This window comes from Lactobacillus jensenii DSM 20557, from assembly GCF_001436455.1.
Taxonomy (GTDB): domain Bacteria; phylum Bacillota; class Bacilli; order Lactobacillales; family Lactobacillaceae; genus Lactobacillus; species Lactobacillus jensenii.
The window spans coordinates 13745-36489 of record NZ_AYYU01000015.1; the positions used below are offsets into that span (position 1 = coordinate 13745).

Sequence of the window (22745 nt, forward strand, 5' to 3'; positions counted from 1 at the left end):
AATGACGCAAAAAGTTACTGTAATTGGTGGTGGACTAGCTGGTAGTGAAGCTAGTTACCAACTAGCAAAAAGAGGGGTTGAAGTTCACCTCTATGAAATGCGCCCAGTTAAAATGACGCCTGCTCACGAAACAGGAAATTTAGCGGAGTTAGTCTGCACCAACTCAATGAGAAGTGATCAATTGACTAATGCAGTTGGTCTTTTAAAAGAAGAAATGCGCCGGCTAGATTCACTTGTTTTACGAGCAGCTGATGCCACTAAGGTGCCAGCTGGTGGCGCTTTAGCAGTGGACCGTGAATTATTTAGTAAATATATTACTGAAGAATTAGCCAAGTTTGATAACTTACATATTCATCATGAAGAAATTACTAAAATTCCAAGTGAAGGAATTACCATTATTGCCACTGGTCCTTTGACGAGTGACGATTTAGCTAAGCAAATCAAAGACTTTTCTGGAACAGATAGCTTACACTTCTTTGATGCAGCAGCTCCAATTGTTGCTAGTGATTCAATTGATATGGATATTGTTTATAAGAAGTCTCGTTACGATCGCGGAGAAGCCGCATATTTAAACTGCCCAATGGATAAAGAGCAATTTACTAAATTCTGGAAAGAATTAGTTAAGGCTGAAACTGCGGAACTTCACGGCTTTGAAAAAGATGAGGTCTTTGAAGGTTGTATGACAATTGAAGTTATGGCAGCTCGAGGTGAAAAGACTATGCTCTTTGGTCCGCTCAAGCCTGTTGGACTTGAAGACCCTAAAACTGGTAAGACTCCATATGCAGTTGTGCAATTACGTCAAGATAATGCGGCTTCTTCAATGTACAATTTGGTTGGTTTTCAAACTCACCTTAAATATGGTGAACAAAAGCGTGTCTTTTCAATGATTCCAGGCCTAGAAAATGCTCGCTTTGTTCGTTATGGTAAGATGCACAGAAATACTTATATGGCTTCACCGGATGTTTTAAATGCAACTTATGAAGCTAAAAAGCAGGCAGGACTGTTTTTTGCAGGTCAAATGACTGGGGTTGAAGGTTATGTTGAAAGTGCTGGTAGTGGTTTAGTTGCCGGAATTAATGCCAGCCGTTTGGCACAAGGAAAAGACTTAGTGACTTTCCCTGTTGAAACGGCACTTGGCTCAATGGCAAATTACATTACAACAACTAGTTCTAAGCATTTCCAACCAATGAACGCCAGCTTTAGTTTGATTCCACCACTTGAAAAGAAAATTCGCAATAAGCGTGAGCGTAAACAAATGATTTCTGAACGTGGTTTAGAAAAATTAGCAGAATTTGCGGAAGAAATGAAGATTAATGACTAAAAAGTCACTCCTTGAGCAATTTAAAGATTATTTAGCCTATGAGCGAGGTTATTCTAACCTAACTTTGACAGCTTATTTGAATGATTTAAAGCAAGCTGAAGATTTTTGGAAAAATAATGGTGGTTTTAACGGCTTTAAGCAAGTTACTAGTAGAGATATTGAAATTTACATAGCTTCTCTTGCTAGTACCGGCTTGTCACAAGCTAGTCAAGCGCGAAAACTGTCGTCTTTGAAATCTTTTTATAAGTTTTTAACGCGACGAAATTTGGTTGAGGTTGATCCGACCCAAACTGTAAGTATTCATCGCAAAAGTAAAAAATTACCAGAGTTTTTCTATGAACCTGAGATAAAAAAAGTTTTAGATTCTCTATCAGCTTCTGATAAATTAACTGTTCGAAATAAAGCAATGTTTGAATTGTTTTATGCGACAGGGATGCGTGTTAGTGAAGTTAGTAATTTAACCTTGGAACAGATTGATTTTGATGTTCAGATGATTTTAGTTCATGGTAAAGGAAATAAAGATCGCTATGTTCCATTTGGTGATTATGCAAAGGCCTGTCTTTTGCGTTATCTCAATGAAGTAAGAAGATTGTTTAATCCAGATGATGATAATCATTATGTCTTTTTAGATAATCGGGGGCATCAGTTAACTAGCCGAGGAATTGAATATATTATGCGCAAAGTTTTCCAAAAAGGTGGACTTAGCGCAAATGTTCATCCCCATGAATTACGGCACACTTTTGCTACGCAAATGCTAAATAATGGCGCTGACTTGCGCAGTGTTCAAGAATTACTAGGTCATGAATCTTTATCAACTACTCAAATTTATACTCATGTGACGATGGAACGTCTTCAAAAAGACTATGAAAAGTTTTTTCCACGTAATAAAGGGAAGGATTAGTTATGACAACAATTGTTAGTGTAAAACATAATGGTAAGACCGCCATTGCTGGTGACGGCCAAGTTACCTTAGGTGAAAAGTATATTTCAAAAAAATCAGCAAAGAAAATTCGCAGAATTTATAACAACCAAGTTGTAATCGGTTTTGCTGGTGGTGTAGCTGATGCAGTTAGCTTAGAAGAAATGCTTGAAGGAAAACTTGAAAGTTATTCAGGTGATTTACGCCGGGCAGCAGTAGAAATGGCTCAATCTTGGCGCAAAGATCCTACTTTGCAAAAATTACAAGCGATGTTAATTGCCTTTAATGAAAAAGACTTACTATTGATATCTGGTAACGGCGAAGTTTTAGAACCAGATGAAAACGTAGTCGCAATTGGATCTGGTGGTTACTTTGCACAAGCAGCGGCCGTCGCAATGACCCGCCATGCTAAAGAAATGGATGCCAGTGAAATTGCTAAAGAAGCAGTGGGGATTGCTGCGGATATTGATGTCTTTACTGACCATGAAATTATTACTGATGAAATAGGTGATTAGATGTCTATTAAAACTCCAAAAGAAATAGTACGTTTATTAAATGAATATATTATTGGCCAAGATGAAGCTAAACGAGCAGTAGCGATTGCCTTGTATAATCGCTATCGCCGCTTGCAACTACCAAAGAGTTTGCAACAAGACATTACTCCTAAAAACATGTTAATGGCTGGACCAACTGGTGTTGGTAAGACTGAAATTGCGCGCCGTCTTGCTAAAATTGTTGATGCACCATTTATTAAAGTAGAAGCAACTAAGTTTACTGAAGTGGGTTATGTTGGCCGTGATGTTGAATCGATGGTTCGTGACTTAGTGACTGAAGCTGTTCGTATGGAAGAAAAAGAGCAGTTCAAGCGAGTTAAGGCTGATGCAACTAAAGAAGCAAATAAAACTTTGGTTCGTTTGCTTGTACCTGGCATTAAACACGAAAACCGTGAAAATCAAATGCAACAAATGATGCAGATGTTAATGGGTTCTCAGCAAGCTCAGCAACCACAAGAAGAAGTTACAGATGATATCAGAAATCAACGCTTAAGTGTTGCTGAACAACTTAATAAGGGGCTACTTGAAGATCGTCAAGTTACGATTGAAGTAGAACAAGCTCCTAAAGTTAACCCAATGAGTGATATGATGGGGCAAATGGGGATGGATATGAACTCACTTTTAGGTGATATGATGCCTAAGAAGAAGGTTAAGCGTACCCTTGCTGTTCGTGATGCACGAGAAGTATTGATCCAAGAACAATCTCGTAAGATGGTAGACTACGATACCATTTATCAAAAGGCTATCGAACGCACAAGCCAAAACGGTATTATCTTCATTGATGAAATTGACAAGATTACTGGTAAGAGTAAAGAAGCTGGTCAAGTGTCACGTGAAGGTGTGCAACGAGATATTTTACCAATTGTTGAAGGCTCAACTGTTCAAACTAAATATGGGCCAGTATCAACAGACCACATTCTTTTTATTGCAGCTGGTGCCTTTGCAGAAAGTAAACCTAGTGATTTAATTCCAGAACTTCAAGGACGGTTCCCAATAAGAGTAGAGCTCAATGCTTTAACTAAAGCTGATTTTGTATCAATCTTAAAAGATCCAGAAAATTCATTACTTAAGCAGTATATTGCGCTTCTTGAAGCTGATGGAGTTAAGCTAATCTTTACTCAAGAAGCAATTGATAAAATTGCAGAAATTGCGTACGACGTTAACCAAGGAACTGACAATATTGGAGCGCGGAGATTAGCTACTATTTTAGAAAAGCTACTTGAAGATGTTCTTTATGAGGGTCCAGATATGGAAATGGGCGAAATAACTATCACTCAAGCTTACGTAGAAGAAAAACTTAGTGATATAATTATGAATAAGGATTTAACTAAATTTATTCTATAAAGGACTTCTTAAGATGGAATACGAAATTAAAAATCAATTTTTAAATGTAAAAATAAATAGCCGTGGAGCTGAACTAGCTTCAGTAAAAAGTGTCAATTCAGATACTGAATTCTTATGGCAAGCTGATCCAGAAGTTTGGAATCGTCATGCACCAATTTTGTTTCCAATTGTTGGTCGCTTAAAAAATGATACTTATCAATATCAAGGCAAAAGCTATCAACTTAGTCAACATGGCTTTGCTAGAGATAAGGAATTTAAGTTGTTAAGTCAAGAAAATGATGCAATTAGTTTAGTTTTGCGTGATGATGAGGCTAGTTTAAAAGAATATCCATTTCATTTTGAATTGGTAATTACTTATCGCTTACTTAATAATTTGTTAATTGAAGACTTGAGTGTTAAGAATCCTTCTAATGAAGAAATGTACTTCTCAATTGGTTGTCATCCTGGGTTTAATATTCCAGTTAATGACCAACTAAAAAAGAACAATTATTATTTACAAATGTTTCCTTCCAAGGATCATATTCGTATTCCTATTAGCAAAGAAACGGGTTTACATGATTGGGCAAAAAGAACAATTGCAGCAACAGACACTCCAATTGAATTGAATGATGAATTGTTTAAAGATGATGCTTTAGTTTTTGAACTTAAAGAAGCAACTAAGCTATCTTTACGTAGTGAAAAAACTAGCTATCATATCAATGTCACAACCGAAAATAGCCCATTTATTGGAGTTTGGTCACAATATCCTAAAACAGCTAACTATGTCTGCATTGAACCTTGGTGGGGACTTTGCGATGATATAAATGCTGATGGCGATATTAGTAAAAAGCGGGGTATTATTAAGTTAGCTCCTAATGAAGAATGGACTGGTAAAATTACCATTGCTTTGCATGAGTAAGTAAAATATTAAAATTAAAAGGATAATATAAAAGCGACTCTTGCTAGAGTCGCTTTTATCATGTAATTATTTATTTTTCAGCCAGTAATAAATCCCAAAGGGAATAATATTTTCAGTTCCATTTTTTAAGCGAACAATGTTGGCCTTGTGACGAATAAAAATCAAAATTAATAACACAAACATCATGGCACTTAAGTATGGATCATGGAATAAAAAGCTAAAGATAAAAAATAAAGTGATGCAAAGCATGGCTGTCAAAGACATAATACTAGTGATAAAGAGCATTGGAAAGAAAATTCCAGCGCAAACGCAGAAGAATGCTAGGTTATATCCCAAGATAAAGCCAGCTGTAGTTGCTACAGCTTTACCACCCTTAAAGCCCAGAAAAATTGAAAAGGTGTGTCCTAAAATAGCTAGCATCCCAAAAATTATTCCTAAAGGATGTGGCCCAAGGTGAAAGATTACCGGTAAAAGTGTAGCTAAGGTTCCTTTTAAAACATCGACTAGCAAAACGCTCATCCCCGCAACTGGCCCAAAAGTTCTGAAGGTATTAGTAGAGCCCGGGTTACCAGAACCAAGTTTTCGAATATCTTTATGAAAAAAAACTTTACCAACTATCACACCAGTAGGGAATGAACCCAAGAGATATGCTAAAATAAGTAATAGCGCAATTTTAATTGTTAACATTTTCAAACCTCACTTAAAGTCTATGTGTTATTGTAACAAAGATTATAATAGTGTGGCAGAAAAAATTTATTGGAGGGAAAAAGCTTGGCAAAAGCAAATAGTTATGATGATTCCTCAATCCAGATTTTGCACGGACTAGAAGCAGTTCGTAAAAGACCTGGGATGTATATTGGTTCTACTGACATCAAGGGTATTAACCAATTAGTTTATGAAATTGTCGATAACAGTGTCGATGAAGCAATGGCTGGTTACGGTAAAGAAATTAACGTAACTATTCATGAAGATAACAGTGTGACTGTGCAAGACTTTGGTCGTGGGATGCCTACAGGGATGCATGAATCAGGAATTCCAACTATTGAAGTTATCTTTACTGTTTTACACGCTGGTGGGAAGTTTACTGAAAAGAACTATAAGACATCTGGTGGTTTACACGGGGTTGGTTCAAGTGTTGTTAATGCCTTGTCTTCATATTTAAAAGTGCGAGTAGTGCGTGGCGGACAAGCTTATGAAGAAGAATTCCACGATGGTGGTAAGCCAATTGGAACTTTGAAGCACTTAGGTAAGACTAACGATAAAACAGGAACAACAATTACTTTTAAGCCAGATGAACGAGTATTTTCAACTACGAAGTATAAATACGAAACCATCGAAGAACGGATTCGTGAGTCTGCTTTCTTGCTTAAGGGCGTTAAGTTCACCTTAAAAGATGAACGGACACCAAATCACTATGAAGAATTTCTTTATACTGATGGGATTAAGTCCTTTGTTTCATACCTGAATGAAGGAAAAGATACTTTTGGAGATGTCTTTTATTTTGAAGGCAAGCAAGATTCAATTGAAATTGAATTTTCTGGCCAATATAATGACGGCTATTCCGAAAACTTTGTCTCTTTTGTAAATAATGTTCGAACGATTGATGGTGGTTCTCATGAAATGGGCGCCCGTTCAGGCTTTACGCGAGCATTTAATGACTATGCAAAAAAGCAGGGGTTATTAAAAGAAAAAGAGAAGAATATCGAAGGTAGTGACTATCGTGAAGGTTTAAGTGCTGTTCTTTCAATTAAGGTTCCTGAAGAATTACTTGAATTTGAAGGCCAGACCAAGGGCAAGTTAGGTACACCTCAAGCTAGAAGTGCTGTTGATGCACTAGTTTATGAGAAGATGAGCTATTATTTGCTAGAAAATGGTGAATTTGCCCAAACTTTAGTTAAAAAGGCTCAAAAAGCTCGCGATGCGCGTGAAGCTGCCAAAAAGGCTAGGGATGAAAGCCGCAATGGTAAAAAACGCCGCAAGAAAGAACTTTTATCAGGTAAGTTAACGCCAGCCCAATCACGTAATCCTAAGAAGAATGAATTGTTCTTAGTCGAAGGGGATTCTGCCGGTGGTTCTGCAAAACAAGGACGTGATCGTAAGTTCCAAGCAATCTTACCTTTACGTGGTAAGGTGTTGAATACTCAAAAGGCAAAACTTCAAGATATCTTCAAAAATGAAGAAATCAATACCATGATTCACACGATTGGTGCTGGTGTTGGAGCAGAATTTAAGATTGAAGATGCCAATTATGACAAAATCATTATCATGACTGACGCCGACGACGATGGAGCTCACATTCAAATCTTGCTTTTAACCTTCTTCTATCGCTATATGCGTCCAATGGTTGAAGCAGGCCGAGTTTACATCGCCTTACCACCACTTTATCGTTTGCAAAAAGGTAGTGGAGCTAAAGCTAAAATTGAATATGCCTGGACTGATGAAGAGCTAGAACGTGATGAAAAGGCTATGGGTAAAGGTTATAGCTTACAACGTTTCAAAGGTTTAGGGGAAATGAATGCTGATCAGCTTTGGCAAACTACTATGAATCCTGATTCTAGAATGTTAATTCGAGTTAAGATTGATGATGCTGCACTTGCTGAAAGACGTGTTACCACATTAATGGGTGACAAGGTTGAAGTCAGAAGAAAATGGATTGAACAAAATGTTAAATTCCGAATGGGAGAAGAAGGTTCAATTCTTGAAGCAGAAAACTAGGAGGAATAATTAATGGCGCAAAAGACCGAAAGAATTCGGGAAATGCCCTTGGAACAAGTCATGGGTGAACGGTTTGGTCGCTATTCTAAATACATTATTCAAGAGCGGGCCTTGCCAGATATTCGTGATGGTTTAAAACCAGTTCAAAGACGTATTTTGTACGCAATGTATTTAGATAATAATACCTATGATAAGCCATTTAAGAAGGCGGCTAAGGCTGTTGGGAATATCATGGGTAACTTCCACCCACACGGTGACAGTTCTATTTATGGGGCCTTAGTTCACCTGTCACAAGACTGGAAGATGCGGGAACCTTTGATTGAAATGCACGGTAATAATGGGTCAATGGATGGCGATAGCCCAGCTGCCATGCGTTATACTGAATCAAGATTAAGTAAGATTTCTAATCACTTGTTAGCTGATATTGATAAAGATACAGTTAACATGGTGCTTAACTTTGACGATACTGAATATGAACCAACGGTTTTGCCGGCGCAATTTCCTAACTTATTAGTTAATGGTGCAACTGGTATTTCAGCTGGGTATGCGACAGAAATTCCGCCTCATAATTTAGCTGAAGTAATTGATGCGACAATTTATTTATTAAAGCATCCTGATGCCAGCTTAGCTGATCTAATGCAGTTTGTTAAAGGTCCAGACTTTCCAACTGGTGCAATTGTCTTAGGTGATAAAGGCATCAAGGAAGCTTATGAAACAGGTCGCGGCCGGATTCAAGTTCGCTCTAAGACTAGTATTCAAGATATTAAAGCGGGTCGTCAGCAAATTGTGGTCACTGAAATTCCTTTTGGTGTTAACAAGGCCTTCTTAGTTAAAAAGATTGACGAAATTCGTTTGAACAAAGAAATCGACGGGATTAGTGAAGTTCGTGATGAAACTGACCGTCATGGTTTATCAATCGTCATTGAACTGAAAAAAGGTGCAGACAGTCAAAATATTTTAAATTACTTGTTTAAATCAACTGACTTACAAGTATCTTATAGCTTTAACATGGTCGCAATTGACCATATGACACCAGTTCAAGTTGGTTTGAAGCGAATTTTAAGTTCATATTTGGAACACGATGAAGCTGTCATTACCAAGAGAACCCAATATGATTTGAAGAAGGCTAAGGCTAGACTTGAAATTATCGAAGGTTTAATTCATGCTTTAGATATTTTGGACGATGTAATCAAGACCATTCGAGCAAGTAAGAATAAGGCTGATGCTAAAAATAACATTATTGAAAAGTTTAGCTTTACACCAAGACAAGCAGAAGCAATTGTTTCTTTGCAACTTTACCGTTTAACTAATACTGACGTTAATGCCTTACAAGCTGAAAAGAGCGACTTAGAAGAAAAAATTGCTAACTACAACTTGCTTTTAACTGACCGTAAGGTTTTAGAAAAGCAAATTATCAAAGAACTTAATGCAGTTAAAAAAGAATTTGGTAGTGATCGTCGGACGAAGATTTCAAGTAAGACAGCTAAAATTGAAATTGACGAAAAGGCCTTAGTTGCTGAAGAAGATGTTCGTGTGCTTGTCTCACGTGATGGCTATCTTAAGCGGTCAAGCTTGCGATCATTCCAATCAACTGATGATAGTGAAAATGGGTTGCCTGACTTTGACAAGGTTGTCTTTGAAAAGACGATGTCAACTTTGACCAACCTTTATCTCTTTACTAATAAGGGGAATGTAATTTTTAGACCTGTCCATGAACTGGTTGAAGCTAAGTGGAAAGAACCAGGCCAGCACTTATCACAAGAACTCGGTCTTGATACCGATGAACAAATTGTTTCGGTTTTTGAACTTGCTAAATTAGATGAAAAGCTTAACTTTGTTTTGGCAACTAATGATGGTTACATTAAGCAATTAGCCTTAGCTGATATTCAGCCAACAAGAACTTATAAATCACGGGCAATGATTGCCATGAAACTTAAGCAGGACACTTCACGTGTAATTCACGTTGAAGGTGTGGTTCCTGATACTAAGAAAGAAATTACCCTCTTTACTAACCAAGCTTATGCTGTTCGCTATGATATTAGTGAAATTCCAACAAGTGGTGCCCGAGCAGCTGGGGTTAAGAGTGTTAACTTGAAGGATGACGACTATGTGGTTGATTATGTCACAGTTGATCCTAAGTATCTTAATCTGATGAAATTAGGTATCATTACGCAAAGAGGTGCCTTCAAAGAGTTCAAGTATGAACTAATTAACAAGGTTAGCCGGGCTAAGCGTGGAGTTTTAGTCTTACGTGAATTAAAGAAGAATCCACACCGCATTTCTGGAGTTGCCTTATTTGGACAAAACCATGAATTGATAATTGAAACATCAAGTGCTAGAACTATGACAATTAAGACTAATGACTTCCCATTAGGTGATCGTTATTCAAATGGTTCATTTGTAATTGATCCAGTAGGGGATGGAGAACCAACTAGTTTAACTTTAGGTAAGCCAACTCATGCTGGTCGCGATGATATTTCAGAATTATTTTAGTTAGGCTTTTACAAAGTTAAAAATTCTAGTAAACTAAGGATAGAAAGTTTAAAAGAGGTAGATACAATGGCAAAAGAATTAATTTTTGGACACCAAAATCCAGATACCGATGCAATTGGTACTGCAATTGCATATTCATACTTTCAAAACCACTTTGGTTTTGATACAGAAGCAGTTGCTTTAGGTGAACCTAATGATGAAACTGCATTCGCACTTAAGAAGTTTGGCTTTGAAGCACCACGTGTAATTAAGACTGCAGCAAACGAAGTAGATGCAGTTATGCTTGTTGACCACAACGAACCACAACAATCTGTTTCAGATATTGACAAGGTTACTGTAACCCACGTTGTTGATCACCACAGAATTATGAACTTCAACACTGCTGCACCACTTTACTTCCGTGATGAACCAGTTGGCTGTACTTCAACTGTTTTATGGCAAATGTTTAACGAAAAAGGTTTAGAAATCCCACAAAACATTGCTGGTATTATGCTTAGTGCAATTATTTCTGATACTTTACTTTTGAAGAGCCCAACAACTACTGACAAGGATCACGAAGCTGTTGAAGCTTTAGCTAAGATTGCTGGTGTTGATTACAAGAGTTACGGTCTTGAAATGCTTAAGGCTGGTACTAACATTGCTGACAAGAGCGAAGAAGACTTAATTGATCTTGATGCTAAGAGCTTTGAATTAAACGGTCACACTGTAAGAATTGCTCAAGTTAACACTGTTGACTTACCAGAAGCTATGGAAAGAAAAGCTGCATTTATCGGCGCAATGGAAGCTTCTTCTAAGGCAAATAGTTACGACATGTTTGTTCTTGTCTTAACTGATATCTTGGAAAGTAACTCAGAAGGTATTGTTGTTGGTAGTGACGAAACTAAGTCATTATTTGAAAAGGCCTTTGACAAGAAGTTAGTTGACAGCGCTGTTGAATTACCAGGTGTTGTATCACGTAAGAAGCAAGTTGTTCCTCCATTAACTGAAGCATTTGAAGGTTAATAGCAGGACTTAGTTTAAAATAAGGCTCGAGAGGGTCTTATTTTTTTATGGAAAGGAAAAATAATGTCAGATAATAAGCAAAAAATGATTTTCCCTCAATTAGATTTAGCTGCAGCAGAAGGTCCTACAGCTACTATGAAAACTAATAAAGGCGATATTAAGATTCAACTCTTTGAAAAGCAAGCTCCAATGACAGTTGAAAATTTTGTTCGTTTAGCGGAAAAAGGCTACTATGATGGTGTAATTTTCCACCGAGTAATTAAGGACTTTATGATTCAAGGTGGTGACCCTAAGGGGGATGGTACTGGCGGTGAAAGTATCTGGGGACACCCATTTGAGGATGAATTTAGTTCACAATTATTTAACTTCCGTGGTGCATTGTCAATGGCAAATTCTGGTCCAAGTACAAATGGCAGTCAATTCTTCATTGTACAAAACCAAAATATGCCAAAACGCTACACTCGTGATATGAGAGAAGCTGGTTATCCGCAAGAAGTTATTAAACGCTACAAGCAAGGTGGTACACCTTGGCTTGACTTCCATCATACTGTTTTTGGTCAAGTTATTGATGGGATGGATGTTGTTGATGCAATTGCTAAAGTTGCTACGAACAATATGGATAAGCCAAATGACGATGTAGTGATTGAAGGTATTACTGTAGAAAAATAATAATTGAAGAGAGTAAAAAAAGGTGTTAACTAAAGTTAACACCTTTTTTTACATAATTATTTTACTGTTGATTTATCAATTCTCTTCGAAAGTACACTCTTTTCTTCAGGAGTAACTTCAATTGAATTCTGCCCAGTATAAATTACAAATCCTGGTTTAGCACCATTGGGCTTCTTAACTCGTTTATCTGCCACGTAATCAACTTGAACATGGCCTGAAAGGCGACCTTTTGAAAAGTAAGCTGCAATTTCTGCAGTTTCGCGAATATCTTCTTCACTAGGCTGACTGTCGGTCAAAATAACGTGAGAACCTGGTATGTTCTTAACATGGAACCAAATGTCATTTTTATTAGCCTTTTTAAAGGTTAGCCAGTCATTCTGGTAGTTATTTTTACCAACGAGGACGATTTTACCTGAGGACAATTTAAACTTGTTAAGCGACTTCTCATCAATCTTTTTATTTCTTTGCTTACGATTACGACGAATATATCCTTGAGCAACAAGTTCATCAGTTATGCTATCAATATCTTCAGGCTCAGCATTATTGATTGCTGTTTCAATAGAATCAAAATAAGTAAGATTTTCCTGGGTTAACTTAATTTGCTCTTTAACATGTTTAATTGAGTTACGTAATTTTTGATACTTAGTAAAATACTTTTGAGCATTTCTAGCAGGAGAGAGAGCCGGATCTAAGTGAACTTTTAAGGGGCGATTTTCGTCATAATAGTTGGGAACTTCAACTTCCGTCATTCCAGCTTTAACTAAATGCAAGTAAGCATTCAATAATTCGCCTTTAATGCGATAGTCTTCCGAATTTTCAGCTTGGTCTAGTTGATTATTTAGTTTAATTAACTTCTTGGAAAGTTTCTTTTGTTCATTAGATACGATATTTAAGACAACTTTTGCTCGTTGATGAACCCAATCACGTGTTTCTTGCTCATGATAAAATTCATCTAAGGCCTGGTTTATATCTTCATTTTTAGAATATGGGGTTAGGTCTAAGTGATAAGGTTGATAGACGAAAATCTTTTCCTTACGCTTATTATTGCGAAAAATATACCCCTTCGGGTTATCAAAATGATTGAAGAATGTTTTAAAACTATCGAAACTATAATCATCTTCTAAATAGCCAGCTAATTCTAATCGATCATCCCGGTCCAAACCGTTAACTTTTTTGGCAAAATCAAAAGGAGTATTTTCTTTTGCTAACTTAGAAAACTCCTCTTTAGATAATAAAAAGCCATCTATTCCTGGATTAAGTGGGGGGAGTTCATATTTTGCCTTAGGTAAAAGTAGACGCGCCCGATTTTCATCAGGATTTACTCTTTTTAGTAGATCAATTATCTTTCCGTCTTGCTTATTATATAAAATCACATTGCTGTGACGTCCCATAAGTTCAAGAGAAAGAACTAATTCAACTTCATCTCCCAGTTCATTTCGATTAGAAAAAGAAAAATTGATAATACGATCCTGACCAACTTGCTTAATATCTTGCAAAATCGAGCCTTCAAGATATTTCCGTAAAACCATAACAAATGTTGGGGCAACTTTAGGATTATCCAAAGAGTTTTTGGTCAGATAAAAACGGGGATATTGGGGGTTAATAGATAACAAAAGTTGATAGTTTTTTCGATTTTTTCTAAAAACCAAAATTAAGTCATGCTCAAATGGTTGATAAATTTTAGTCAAACGTCCAGTTAATAGGGTAGGGGACAAATTTGTTAGTAAACTATGTATAAATAGACCATCAAAAGCCATAATCTCACCTCAAATAAAAACTAATTTCTATTATACCAATATAGAACGAGATAAAAAAATCTCTTGCATAAGCTAGACCAATTTTTTCTTAAAAAAGAGGACTAACAATTTATGCATAGTAAATACCACGAAACTTAAAAAAATCAAGAGTTGTTCTAATACCATTATTGAATTAAACTAATTTAAGTCAATTAAGAAAACATTTCAATAACAAATTTATTATTACTGCCGTGCTATTGAAGTTTTGCTATGAATATTGATAACTATTTTGTTATAGGGAGTAAATATGGACGTTTTACATTTCAATGAAATAGCAGAGTCTATCAAAAAAATGATTCTTGAACAAGCTGGGTTGAATCTCTCGCAAACTAGGATCTTACTTTTTTTCGATGAAAATGAAAATGATTCTCTAACGATGGGGGAACTTGCAAGGGGATTGAATATTTCTTTATCTACTCTTAGTCGGCAATTGCAACAAAAGAAAACTCAAGAGATTATTGATGTTGTTCGATCAGAGACGGATTCAAGTAAGTTAGTTTGTTTAAATGAGACGGGGGTTTTTAAGGCTTCAGAATTAAAACACTTACTTACCTCAATTCATAATAAGATTTATGCATTATGGAGTGAAACTGAAACTAAGGATTTTTTAACTCATTTAGATTCTATTCAAACTGAATTAAATAAGGAAACTATACAATAATTACTTCGACTAGAATTATTATTTATGCTATAATAATCTTTAATTAAATCCTAGAGATGGAAGGCTTATTGAAGTGAAAATTGCATTAATCACCGATAGTACTAGCTATTTAACTAAAGAAGAAGTTAAGGATAATAATATTATAGTCGTACCTATTCCTGTCATTGTGGGTGACAAGGAATTTAAAGAAGGCATTGACATCACTGCAGATCAACTATTTAGAATGCAAGATGCTGGCGCTGCCTTTCCTAAAACATCCCAACCAAGCATGGGTGAAATGATTAGTCTGTTTAACAGACTCCATGATGAAGGGTATGACGCTATTATAACTATTACCTTGGCTGGAACTATATCTGGTTTCAATCAAACCTTAATGAATATTGCACGCACCAATCCTGAATATAATCTTTATCCATACGATTCAAAGATTACTATTCGCCTAATGGGCTATCTTGTTTTAGCAGCTGCCAAGATGATCAAAAATGGTTTGTCTGCAGAGGAAATTATTACTCGATTAGACGAAATTCGTGATTCAATTGATGAATTATTTATTGTTGATGATTTGAATAATTTGAGTCGTGGTGGTCGGTTGAGTAATGCTGGTGCCTTTATAGGTACTATGCTTCATATCAAACCACTATTAACTTTTGATGATGATAGTGATAAGATTGTAGCTTTTGATAAGGTTCGTTCAATGAAGCGCGCCGTTAAAAAAGTTGAAAGTTTAACTTTAGAAAAGGTTAATAAGCTACCTTTCAAACAAGATTTGCGTTTTTTAGTAGTTCATTCTAATGATGCTACACAAGCAGAAGAAATTAAGAGTTGGGTAAATGAGAATTTCCCAGAAAATCCAGTTGAAGTTGGTGAATTTGGCCCTGTAATTGGGACTCACCTTGGAGAAAAGTCCATTGGTATTACATGGATGAAAGATATTAATAAAGTTAAGTTAAATTAACAGGTGAAAGCTACCATGGGGTAGCTTTTTTTATAAAAATAGAAAATTTATAAAAAATCTCTTCCTTTTTATGTGTATTTAAATATGAGGAGGATTTTTATGAAGATTACTGAATTAATACAAAAAGTTGACGACTATTGTCATAATTGTAGTTTCTTTCAAGGGTTAGATGGTCAGATTGACTTAATTGATTATAATAATGATTATTTAACTTTTGATTATATTGCCCCTAAAAAGTCGACATTAGCAAAATTAGTCTATGTTGTAATTGCTCGTGAAGATGGAGAAATATTCTTAATAAGTAAAAATACTTATCGTAAATTCGCAAAAAAATATAAATTATAATTATTAAGCTAATCATTGTACATTTAGTATTTTTTTAACTATGATAAAGATAGACTTTGGTCATAGGAGGTCTGATTATGAAATATCAAGAAACAAAGAAAGTACTTAATCAATTAGTTGCAGATTTAAATCAAATGATAACTGTTGTTCACCAAACACACTGGTACATGCGGGGGCGGGGCTTCATGAAGTTGCACCCACTGATGGACAAATTTATGGATGATTTAAATGAACAAATGGATGTCATTTCTGAGCGTTTAATTGCTATTGACGGAGCTCCATTTTCAACTTTACGGGAATTTGCGGACAATACCAAGATTCCTGATGAAAAGGGACGCTGGGACCGTACAATGGATGAAAGATTGGAAATCTTAGTTAAAGATTATCGTTATTTAGCAGATTTATATCAAAAAGGAATTGATGTATCTGATAAAGAAGGGGACGCTTCAAGTAATGATATCTTTACTGGCTTTAAGACAGATACTGAAAAGAGAATTTGGATGCTTCAAGCTGAATTAGGTAAAGCACCTGAAATTGATGCATAATATAAAACAAGTGATAAAAAACACGATGGGTGAAACTCATTGTGTTTTTTCTTATCAAATTTTGTAATAATAAGCTGCAGATAAATATCTAAGCTGATTGAATAGGATGATTAAAAGAAGAATTAACATTTTCGCTTTTATTTGTCTATTATTTCTATCTATATTAGACTATACATAGTCTGAATATGGAGGTATTTTATGGAAAACCAACCTAAAGAAAATACAAAGCAAGCAGTAAGTTCCATCTCAACCTGGTTAAAAACAGCCTTTACCAGCCCTAATAAAGCTATAAAGGGACAAGCCTGGTTCGGAATTGTAACTATCTTGGTAATTGAATTAACAAGTTTACTTGCTAAACAAAGCGATTATACTGCCTTACAATACTTAGCTGCTACTTCTGCATATTTTAATGCCTTATATGGTATTTTAACTTCTAAAGCCTGGATGATTGGAGTTACCTTATTTGGTGTAATCGCACGTTTAGTATATATTGCTATCATTTGGTTTACTCATAACTTTATTTACCAGTCTGAAAAGCCAGTTAAGTTACTTGACTTTATTAATGATTACGCTCACCATATTGCTATTAGCTGGGTAGCAGTTATTGTTATGGCAGTTTTGTCATATTCAACTACAGAATGGACAAGTATTGCAACTATGATTTTTGGCTTTGTTGCAATTTGGATTAATGTAATTGCAACTTTTAAAATGCTTTTTTCAAGTAGGGAAGAGGCTAAACATGATCCAATTTTTGCTAGCTTTTTATTCTTGCTTTTATTTGCTATTTTAATTGCTTTAACTTTTGCATTTGCAAGTCTTATTATTAGTGCATATATCAATACTGTTGGTATTTCTATCTATTAATAAAAGGCTAGCTTAGTTGTTACTAAGCTAGTTTTTTTATTGCTAAAAATAGGAGTGTAACAGTTTTTTAAGAAAAAATTATTCTTATTTGTACAATTAATAAAGTATAATATTTCACATAATATAGATGTAGGAGTTGGATTTTTTGAGTATCCGTTACTGTTTTAATTGCGGACATAAAATTAATAAAGCTGATATTTATTGTACGTATTGTGGTGCAAATCAAAAGACACGAATTGTTCCTAATTCCGAAGCTGAAAGAAAGCGTATCCTTTTAACTAGAAGAGATTTTAAAAAGGTAAATAAGTATCGCAATAACAAGAAATGGTTTAATAATGTTGATTTTTTAGCATTACGACAAAAGTGGATTAAGTTTAATCAAAATTATTCTTTTAAGCATCTTTTTAACTATTTACCAAAAAGCCAGTTATCTAAAAGAAAGCAACATTTGATAATTGGTCTTTTAGTAGGGGGATGTTCTGTTTTATTTTTGTCATTTTGGGGGATGAATTATTATAGCCGTGATAATCAACTGTCTCAGATAACTAATTACTTAGAGAATCCAGCTAAGAAGGGTTTTGCTGAATATATTGTTAGTGATAAAGCTGAGACTATTAATGAAAATGATTTAAAGCCATTTAGAAATTTTTTAGTTAAGAATCCAACTGAAACTAACAGTTTAATTAAGGCTATTAGTCATAATAAGTCTTACAAAAATTCAATTAGATTAATTAAAGATGGTGCATATTGGCTTGTTTTTCCAAGATATAAGTTGAATTTACCAACATATTCTTTAACCGTTACTACTAATCATGCTAATTCTAAGTTAAATATTAATAATAGCTATAAGAGCATGACTAAAAAGGACTCTAAATTTGCTGTGAGTGTGAATAAACTAATTGTTGGACAATATAACCTAACTACTCAAGTTAAGTTATCAGGTCGCAATTTAAGTACATCAAAGAGTATTAATTTATTTACCAACCAAACTGTAAAAATGGATATTAAAACTCTGACATTTGTAGTTCAGTCCTTACCAAATGCAAGTATATATATCAATAATAAGAAGGTTGCTACACTCAATAACCATGGAAAGGCAACTATAAGTAATTATCCAATAACTAATAAAACTAAAATTTTTGTCAGTTATGAGAATGATGATTCAACAATTGATTCCGAAGTTAGTTCTTCATTAGCAGTGTTTGCTAAAAAGGGACAAGTAACTGGGAACTTGCAGAAAAAGAATGGAAAGTATATTTATACGCCAACTTGGAAAGGCTTAGTAACTTCAAAAGAAGCTAAGAAATTATTGGCAAAAGCCTTCAGCAAAAAAAGTAGCAGCGTAGATTTCGTAAATTCAACTAATAACACAGATTATAAAACGTTAAGAAAAATGTTTGCAGGCTTTAATAAAGACGGTAAGATCAAATCATATTCAACTGCAATAAAGATTACAAAGGTTTTACCACTTGGTAATAATGAGACCCAAGTAAGTTATGAAGTCACTTATAAGTTTAAACATAAATCTGACACACGTACGCAAATTATGAAATATACTAATGCCATTCTATATAAGAAAGGAAGCAAGGTAAGTATTCAAAGTGTTGGTGGAGGACATATTATTAGCGATAAAACTAAGAAAAATTAAAGCAACAAAAAAAGGAGTTATTGAAACTCCTTTTTTAATTAAATCTTGTTGGTTCATTAATTTCTCTAACCAACGAAAGAATTGCCTTGCAAACTTTTTCGGCTCTAAAAGTAGATAATTTTCGTAATTCATTGACAATCTTTTGGATAAATATATCATCACCCTTAAGTTTATAATTAGATATATCTACTTTACCGTATGCTGCAGCAATCAAAGATGGTGTATCCATGTTCAAAGATTGAGCAATTGCGTCAATCTTTTTAATTGAGATGTTCTGGTCACCAGTTCTTTCAATTCTTGAAATGAAATTAACAGATAAACCACTAAATTCAGCAAGATCTTCTTGAGTTAACTTCATAGCTTTACGTCTATCACGTATTACAGCGCCTAAACACATATCCATTCAAAGTCACAACCCTCTATAAAAACACAACCCTAAACACTAAATAAAATATTATTTAAAGCAGATAGGGGCTTTATTGAATTAAACGTTCTCCCACAACTATTTAACTCAACCTTAATATAACATAATTTAATGGTATCTTTAAATAATATCACTTGTTAAATAATGCAATTTTTAAGATACTGCTCCCCTAGCAGAGGAGGAGAGGGGACTAGTTATTTTGATTATTTGCTAGTTGATCGAGGGCTTTTCTTTGTTCTTTTTGATCGACATGAGTGTAGAGATCTGTTGCTGTAGTACCTTTTTGGCCAAGTTGTTGAGCAACGAGAACTTGATCTTTAGTAACGCCATATAATTCACTTGCTAGAGTGTGGCGCAATTTGTGTGGGGTAAGAGGGTGACCAAATGCTTTAGAATATTTACCAACCAAACGTTCAATACCATTAGGAGTAATGCGCGAAGTTTTTTTGTGGTAATAAGTTAAGAAGAAGGCTTTATCATTTTTTTCAGCATGATAACGTTTGTTACGAATATCTGCATACGCTGCTATATATGGCAAAGTCCAACTAGCAACCGGAATTGAGTCTTTTTGACCGCCTTTACGAGTTAAATCTAAAGTTGCTTCTTTCAAATTTAGGTCAGATAAGTTAATCGAAGCACACTCAGATACCCGGACACCAGTACCTAGAATTAGTGCAATTATTGCAATATCGCGTTCTTTATTAACCTTAAAACTTGCCAGGGCTTGTTTGTTACAAAGACTAGCATATTTATTTGTCAAAAATTCTAGAAATTCATACTTAAGATTTCCTGTATACATATGTGATTCTAATACGTGAGCACGATAATTCAGAGTTTCTAAGTTGTTTAGAGATTGAATTTTCAGCATTATATTATGGTCAAAAAACGGCTTATCTGCAGTAATTGTCAGGAATTTGAATAATGAACGTAAAGCATTAATCGAGCGGTTAACGGTAGTTGGCGAATTAAGTCGACCTTGCTGATTCTTGCTATGACGCAAAAAATCAATATAAATCATCATATCACTGCGAGTTAGTCGAGCTAAATCTTTAATAGATACTTCAGCATTAGATTGCGCAGGGGAAAGAGATTGATGTCGAAGCCAATCAAAAAAACGCCGAATTTCAGTTAAATATTGATAACTAGTCGTTAGAGAGTGATTAGTGCTTAAATTATATTCACGAATAAACGAAGGTAAATTGTTTAATTCTTGATCAATTAAAGTTAAATATTTTTTTGTTTCCAAAGTAAAAACTCCAAATTCATAAAAATTGTACTTTCGAGAGAGGTATTTTGCTACCTAGCATTAAAATTATAGTTTTAATGCTAGGTATAGTATAAATTATACTAGCAATTTGATATCAATAAAACAAGCAAATCAAGAAAACATGTAAATTACAAATAGAGCAGAAAATATTAATGCAGCAACATTTGAAATAACTTATCTTTGTACTGACAAGCCTATCTATCGTGATTACGCTTTATTAAGTGGTTTCATATCTAAACCTTAGATATGTCTAGATAACCTAACTTTTAGTAGCAATAAAATGACTGAATTTAAATGTATTTTTGCAGCAATATATTGAAAGTAATCCAAATATTTAAGTTAAATTGCTACATGCTGATTTGTTCGAGATTATTAGTTATTAATTGAATTGAATATATTTGCTGTAGAATTGCGCTCTCAGCATCGATTATCATATATCAATTAAGTATATATGTTGTTGTTACTTAATGACAAGTGTTAAGGAATTATACGATTATATTAATAGATAAATCAAATTCTAAAATGATTAAATATAAAAAGCACAGCAACAAACTTATAAATTATCTGGTTTGATGTTGTGACAAAAATAATATGTGTAAGATAATCAACTGGATTTTATTTAGCTAATGTAAGGCTGATTTGAAATGAATGTTTAATATAGTTGGTCTTAGGCTGTGTTTAAATTCACCATATAACTTTACATAATATTGATTATACGAAGTTGTATCTAAGAATGCTTATGTATCAATGTTCTACCCTTGTGTTTTCACAAAAATTGTGCCGAAATTGTGCAAACTTTGGAAATACCTCAGTTGTCAGAGCTTTTTATAGTGTTTGCTTAATCTAGCGGCTCCATTTTCTTAGTTGAATGCAACCAGTATTTTTCTTTGATGCCGGGATTAGTTTTCATCAATTTAACAATTCTATAGTAAATTTCGTATTCTAATGTTTTCTAATGTTTCTTTTTTTATACCAAGAAGGTCACTAGCTTTTTTAAAAGATGTAAGTTTCCCGTCAAAATTACTTTTGTTAATGGCTATTTGTCCTTCTTGATAATCAGTATAAATACTATATACCCACTCATCTTGATTATCTTCAAGTAATTCAATAGACATAAATTTTAAAGTAATCATAGAAGATTAATCCTCCATTATAAATTTAAATTGATTTTTTCTGAAATCATAATAGCATTAAACCTCATGTATTCCTATCAAAATGATTGCTGACACAGGCAAAATAAAAAAGAGTTCTATTTTGAACTCTTTTGACTTTTAGTTTTGATTATTCTTCTCTACCTTTACTAAAACTATCAAAAATTAATTGATCCTTAATTATCAACTTTTCTTGTGTTAAAGACCAAGGAGAGCCTTTTCGATGTGTTATTTTGCTTAACCCAGCTGCTGTATAATCGATATACTTTTGATTAACCGCATGCAATAATTCTGATATTTCTCCATCTTGAGAAACTGTATTATAATCCTCAATCGCTCCTTTTTCGATTTTCTCATCGTTTAACACAGTTTGTCCTTTAAACTTCTCATGTACTTCAGTAACTACAGGGCCATATTGTAAATGGATAATTGGAGAAGAAAATAATTTATTCTTAGTAGAAGCTAAATATCTCCCATATGCAAAATAAAGCAACTTTATTACTTTCATTTGAGAAAGTGGATCAATATTCTTATTGCACTCTCTTTCAAAATAATTTTCAACGAGTAGCCAATTAGCTAATTGAACAGCCGTATATTTAGGCTTTATTTTATCTGGTGAAATAATGCTATTTTCATTTTTAAGATATGAATTTATTTTTGAAAGTAATTCATCAGAATATTGATTAGAGTTATCAATTAAATATTGTTGTAGAACTTGATCATTTTTTATTAAAGCTTTTAGTATATTATTATTTGCTGCAGTTGGGAAAGCACCTGCTTCGTATAAAGCAATCGTGTTGGGGCTCAATCCAGTTAATTCAGCTAAATTTCTCTGAGATAAACTTAATTTTGCACGATATTTTTTTAAGTCTTGAGGCGAAATTAAATCCATATCTTTGCGATATAACTGACGAGCCTTTTCAGCAGCTTTATCATCTAATTCATTGTTGGGAATCAATTCATTTGTATTACTATCAAAAAGAGCTGGAGAAGTTATTGAGTATTCATGTCCATTGATTGTGTAGGTTGTTGTAAAATCTTTTTTGTAAACCATGTAACTTTCCTCCTTAATAATCCAGATGAAAACTGATAAACACTACTAAATTGTTATTTTCTGTAAAAACAAACTTTATATAGTATTTCTGAGACCGTAAAATAGTTTGTGTAAGGATGA

Annotated in this window: 21 protein-coding genes; 15 read left to right on the forward strand and 6 right to left on the reverse strand. The window is 34.3% G+C overall.

All coding sequences use genetic code 11. From position 1 onward, the window contains the following. The first annotated feature begins 1 nt into the window (after position 1). From trmFO to FC45_RS05065, 5 genes are read left to right on the forward strand one after another with little or no spacing between them, the layout of a single operon-like run. Positions 2-1321 (forward strand): methylenetetrahydrofolate--tRNA-(uracil(54)-C(5))-methyltransferase (FADH(2)-oxidizing) TrmFO, encoded by a 1320-nt coding sequence (gene trmFO, locus FC45_RS05045; RefSeq protein ID WP_057706433.1) that lies wholly within the window; start codon positions 2-4, stop codon positions 1319-1321. Continuing rightward, complete coding sequence (gene xerC, locus FC45_RS05050) at positions 1314-2222, forward strand: tyrosine recombinase XerC (protein WP_057706435.1); 909 nt, start codon at positions 1314-1316, stop codon at positions 2220-2222. Before trmFO ends, xerC begins: the two co-directional genes overlap by 8 nt. 2 nt (positions 2223-2224) lie before the next feature. Next, positions 2225-2755, forward strand: a complete 531-nt coding sequence (gene hslV, locus FC45_RS05055) for an ATP-dependent protease subunit HslV (protein WP_006584757.1) — start codon at positions 2225-2227, stop codon at positions 2753-2755. Beyond that, positions 2756-4138: an ATP-dependent protease ATPase subunit HslU gene (hslU, locus tag FC45_RS05060; protein WP_006588583.1), complete on the forward strand. Its 1383-nt coding sequence runs from the start codon at positions 2756-2758 to the stop codon at positions 4136-4138. A 13-nt stretch (positions 4139-4151) separates the two neighbouring features. Then, the gene (locus FC45_RS05065; RefSeq protein WP_006588267.1) at positions 4152-5036 is read left to right on the forward strand and encodes an aldose 1-epimerase family protein; all 885 of its coding nucleotides are present in this window, start codon (positions 4152-4154) and stop codon (positions 5034-5036) included. A gap of 66 nt (positions 5037-5102) precedes the next feature. Here the strand turns inward: FC45_RS05065 and plsY are convergent, their stop codons facing one another. Then, on the reverse strand, positions 5103-5723 hold the full coding sequence (gene plsY, locus FC45_RS05070) for a glycerol-3-phosphate 1-O-acyltransferase PlsY (RefSeq protein ID WP_006588268.1): 621 nt from the start codon (positions 5721-5723) through the stop codon (positions 5103-5105). Between the two features lie 84 nt (positions 5724-5807). On the opposite strand from plsY, the gene parE reads away from it, so the two are divergent. The 4 genes from parE to FC45_RS05090 all read left to right on the forward strand — a co-directional run bounded on the left by parE (position 5808) and on the right by FC45_RS05090 (position 11915). Continuing rightward, positions 5808-7751, forward strand: a complete 1944-nt coding sequence (parE, locus tag FC45_RS05075; protein ID WP_006588269.1) for a DNA topoisomerase IV subunit B — start codon at positions 5808-5810, stop codon at positions 7749-7751. 12 nt (positions 7752-7763) lie between these two features. Then, complete coding sequence (gene parC / locus FC45_RS05080) at positions 7764-10244, forward strand: DNA topoisomerase IV subunit A (protein WP_006584754.1); 2481 nt, start codon at positions 7764-7766, stop codon at positions 10242-10244. 66 nt (positions 10245-10310) lie between these two features. Then, positions 10311-11246 (forward strand): manganese-dependent inorganic pyrophosphatase, encoded by a 936-nt coding sequence (locus FC45_RS05085; protein WP_006584753.1) that lies wholly within the window; start codon positions 10311-10313, stop codon positions 11244-11246. Positions 11247-11330: 84 nt separating this feature from the next. Next, the gene (locus FC45_RS05090) at positions 11331-11915 is read left to right on the forward strand and encodes a peptidylprolyl isomerase (protein ID WP_006584752.1); all 585 of its coding nucleotides are present in this window, start codon (positions 11331-11333) and stop codon (positions 11913-11915) included. A 56-nt stretch (positions 11916-11971) separates the two neighbouring features. Here FC45_RS05090 and FC45_RS05095 read toward each other — a convergent pair whose 3' ends face one another. Beyond that, positions 11972-13672, reverse strand: coding sequence for an Rqc2 family fibronectin-binding protein (locus FC45_RS05095; protein WP_006587990.1), 1701 nt, complete (start codon positions 13670-13672; stop codon positions 11972-11974). A 286-nt stretch (positions 13673-13958) separates the two neighbouring features. On the opposite strand from FC45_RS05095, the gene FC45_RS05100 reads away from it, so the two are divergent. The 6 genes from FC45_RS05100 (at position 13959) to FC45_RS05125 (ending at position 18729) form a co-directional block, all read left to right on the forward strand. Continuing rightward, positions 13959-14372, forward strand: a complete 414-nt coding sequence (locus FC45_RS05100) for a MarR family winged helix-turn-helix transcriptional regulator (protein ID WP_006584751.1) — start codon at positions 13959-13961, stop codon at positions 14370-14372. A gap of 73 nt (positions 14373-14445) precedes the next feature. Further along, positions 14446-15327 (forward strand): DegV family protein, encoded by an 882-nt coding sequence (locus FC45_RS05105; protein ID WP_006584750.1) that lies wholly within the window; start codon positions 14446-14448, stop codon positions 15325-15327. A gap of 99 nt (positions 15328-15426) precedes the next feature. Beyond that, on the forward strand, positions 15427-15672 hold the full coding sequence (locus FC45_RS05110; RefSeq protein WP_006587991.1) for a hypothetical protein: 246 nt from the start codon (positions 15427-15429) through the stop codon (positions 15670-15672). A 77-nt stretch (positions 15673-15749) separates the two neighbouring features. Continuing rightward, complete coding sequence (locus FC45_RS05115) at positions 15750-16217, forward strand: Dps family protein (RefSeq protein WP_006584748.1); 468 nt, start codon at positions 15750-15752, stop codon at positions 16215-16217. A 198-nt stretch (positions 16218-16415) separates the two neighbouring features. After that, entirely contained in the window at positions 16416-17081 is a 666-nt protein-coding gene (locus FC45_RS05120; RefSeq protein WP_006584747.1) for a hypothetical protein, read from the forward strand. Positions 17082-17226: 145 nt separating this feature from the next. Next, on the forward strand, positions 17227-18729 hold the full coding sequence (locus tag FC45_RS05125) for a TcaA 3rd/4th domain-containing protein (protein ID WP_006584746.1): 1503 nt from the start codon (positions 17227-17229) through the stop codon (positions 18727-18729). Positions 18730-18763: 34 nt separating this feature from the next. Here the strand turns inward: FC45_RS05125 and FC45_RS05130 are convergent, their stop codons facing one another. The 4 genes from FC45_RS05130 to FC45_RS05145 form a co-directional block, all read right to left on the reverse strand. After that, a complete protein-coding gene (locus FC45_RS05130) occupies positions 18764-19132 on the reverse strand; it encodes a helix-turn-helix domain-containing protein (RefSeq protein ID WP_006584745.1) in 369 nt (122 codons plus the stop codon). Between the two features lie 211 nt (positions 19133-19343). Next, positions 19344-20399, reverse strand: coding sequence for a tyrosine recombinase XerS (xerS, locus tag FC45_RS05135; RefSeq protein ID WP_006584744.1), 1056 nt, complete (start codon positions 20397-20399; stop codon positions 19344-19346). Between the two features lie 944 nt (positions 20400-21343). Continuing rightward, positions 21344-21553 carry a hypothetical protein gene (locus FC45_RS05140; RefSeq protein ID WP_006588014.1) on the reverse strand — a complete coding sequence of 70 codons (210 nt, stop codon included), beginning with the start codon at positions 21551-21553 and terminating at the stop codon, positions 21344-21346. Between the two features lie 148 nt (positions 21554-21701). Continuing rightward, the gene (locus tag FC45_RS05145; protein ID WP_006588015.1) at positions 21702-22625 is read right to left on the reverse strand and encodes a type II toxin-antitoxin system antitoxin SocA domain-containing protein; all 924 of its coding nucleotides are present in this window, start codon (positions 22623-22625) and stop codon (positions 21702-21704) included. Positions 22626-22745: the final 120 nt, after the last annotated feature.

Excerpts from the sequence above, each read along its gene's own strand:
- parC (WP_006584754.1), top strand. The coding sequence starts at position 7,764 with ATGGCGCAAAAGACCGAAAGAATTCGGGAAATGCCCTTGGAACAAGTC.
- FC45_RS05120 (WP_006584747.1), top strand. The coding sequence starts at position 16,416 with ATGGAAAACCAACCTAAAGAAAATACAAAGCAAGCAGTAAGTTCCATC.
- FC45_RS05095 (WP_006587990.1), bottom strand. The coding sequence starts at position 13,672 with ATGGCTTTTGATGGTCTATTTATACATAGTTTACTAACAAATTTGTCC.
- FC45_RS05110 (WP_006587991.1), top strand. The coding sequence starts at position 15,427 with ATGAAGATTACTGAATTAATACAAAAAGTTGACGACTATTGTCATAAT.
- FC45_RS05085 (WP_006584753.1), top strand. The coding sequence starts at position 10,311 with ATGGCAAAAGAATTAATTTTTGGACACCAAAATCCAGATACCGATGCA.
- FC45_RS05115 (WP_006584748.1), top strand. The coding sequence starts at position 15,750 with ATGAAATATCAAGAAACAAAGAAAGTACTTAATCAATTAGTTGCAGAT.
- FC45_RS05065 (WP_006588267.1), top strand. The coding sequence starts at position 4,152 with ATGGAATACGAAATTAAAAATCAATTTTTAAATGTAAAAATAAATAGC.
- trmFO (WP_057706433.1), top strand. The coding sequence starts at position 2 with ATGACGCAAAAAGTTACTGTAATTGGTGGTGGACTAGCTGGTAGTGAA.
- FC45_RS05140 (WP_006588014.1), bottom strand. The coding sequence starts at position 21,553 with ATGATTACTTTAAAATTTATGTCTATTGAATTACTTGAAGATAATCAA.
- hslV (WP_006584757.1), top strand. The coding sequence starts at position 2,225 with ATGACAACAATTGTTAGTGTAAAACATAATGGTAAGACCGCCATTGCT.
- FC45_RS05090 (WP_006584752.1), top strand. The coding sequence starts at position 11,331 with ATGATTTTCCCTCAATTAGATTTAGCTGCAGCAGAAGGTCCTACAGCT.
- FC45_RS05145 (WP_006588015.1), bottom strand. The coding sequence starts at position 22,625 with ATGGTTTACAAAAAAGATTTTACAACAACCTACACAATCAATGGACAT.
- FC45_RS05100 (WP_006584751.1), top strand. The coding sequence starts at position 13,959 with ATGGACGTTTTACATTTCAATGAAATAGCAGAGTCTATCAAAAAAATG.
- plsY (WP_006588268.1), bottom strand. The coding sequence starts at position 5,723 with ATGTTAACAATTAAAATTGCGCTATTACTTATTTTAGCATATCTCTTG.
- hslU (WP_006588583.1), top strand. The coding sequence starts at position 2,756 with ATGTCTATTAAAACTCCAAAAGAAATAGTACGTTTATTAAATGAATAT.
- FC45_RS05130 (WP_006584745.1), bottom strand. The coding sequence starts at position 19,132 with ATGGATATGTGTTTAGGCGCTGTAATACGTGATAGACGTAAAGCTATG.
- xerC (WP_057706435.1), top strand. The coding sequence starts at position 1,314 with ATGACTAAAAAGTCACTCCTTGAGCAATTTAAAGATTATTTAGCCTAT.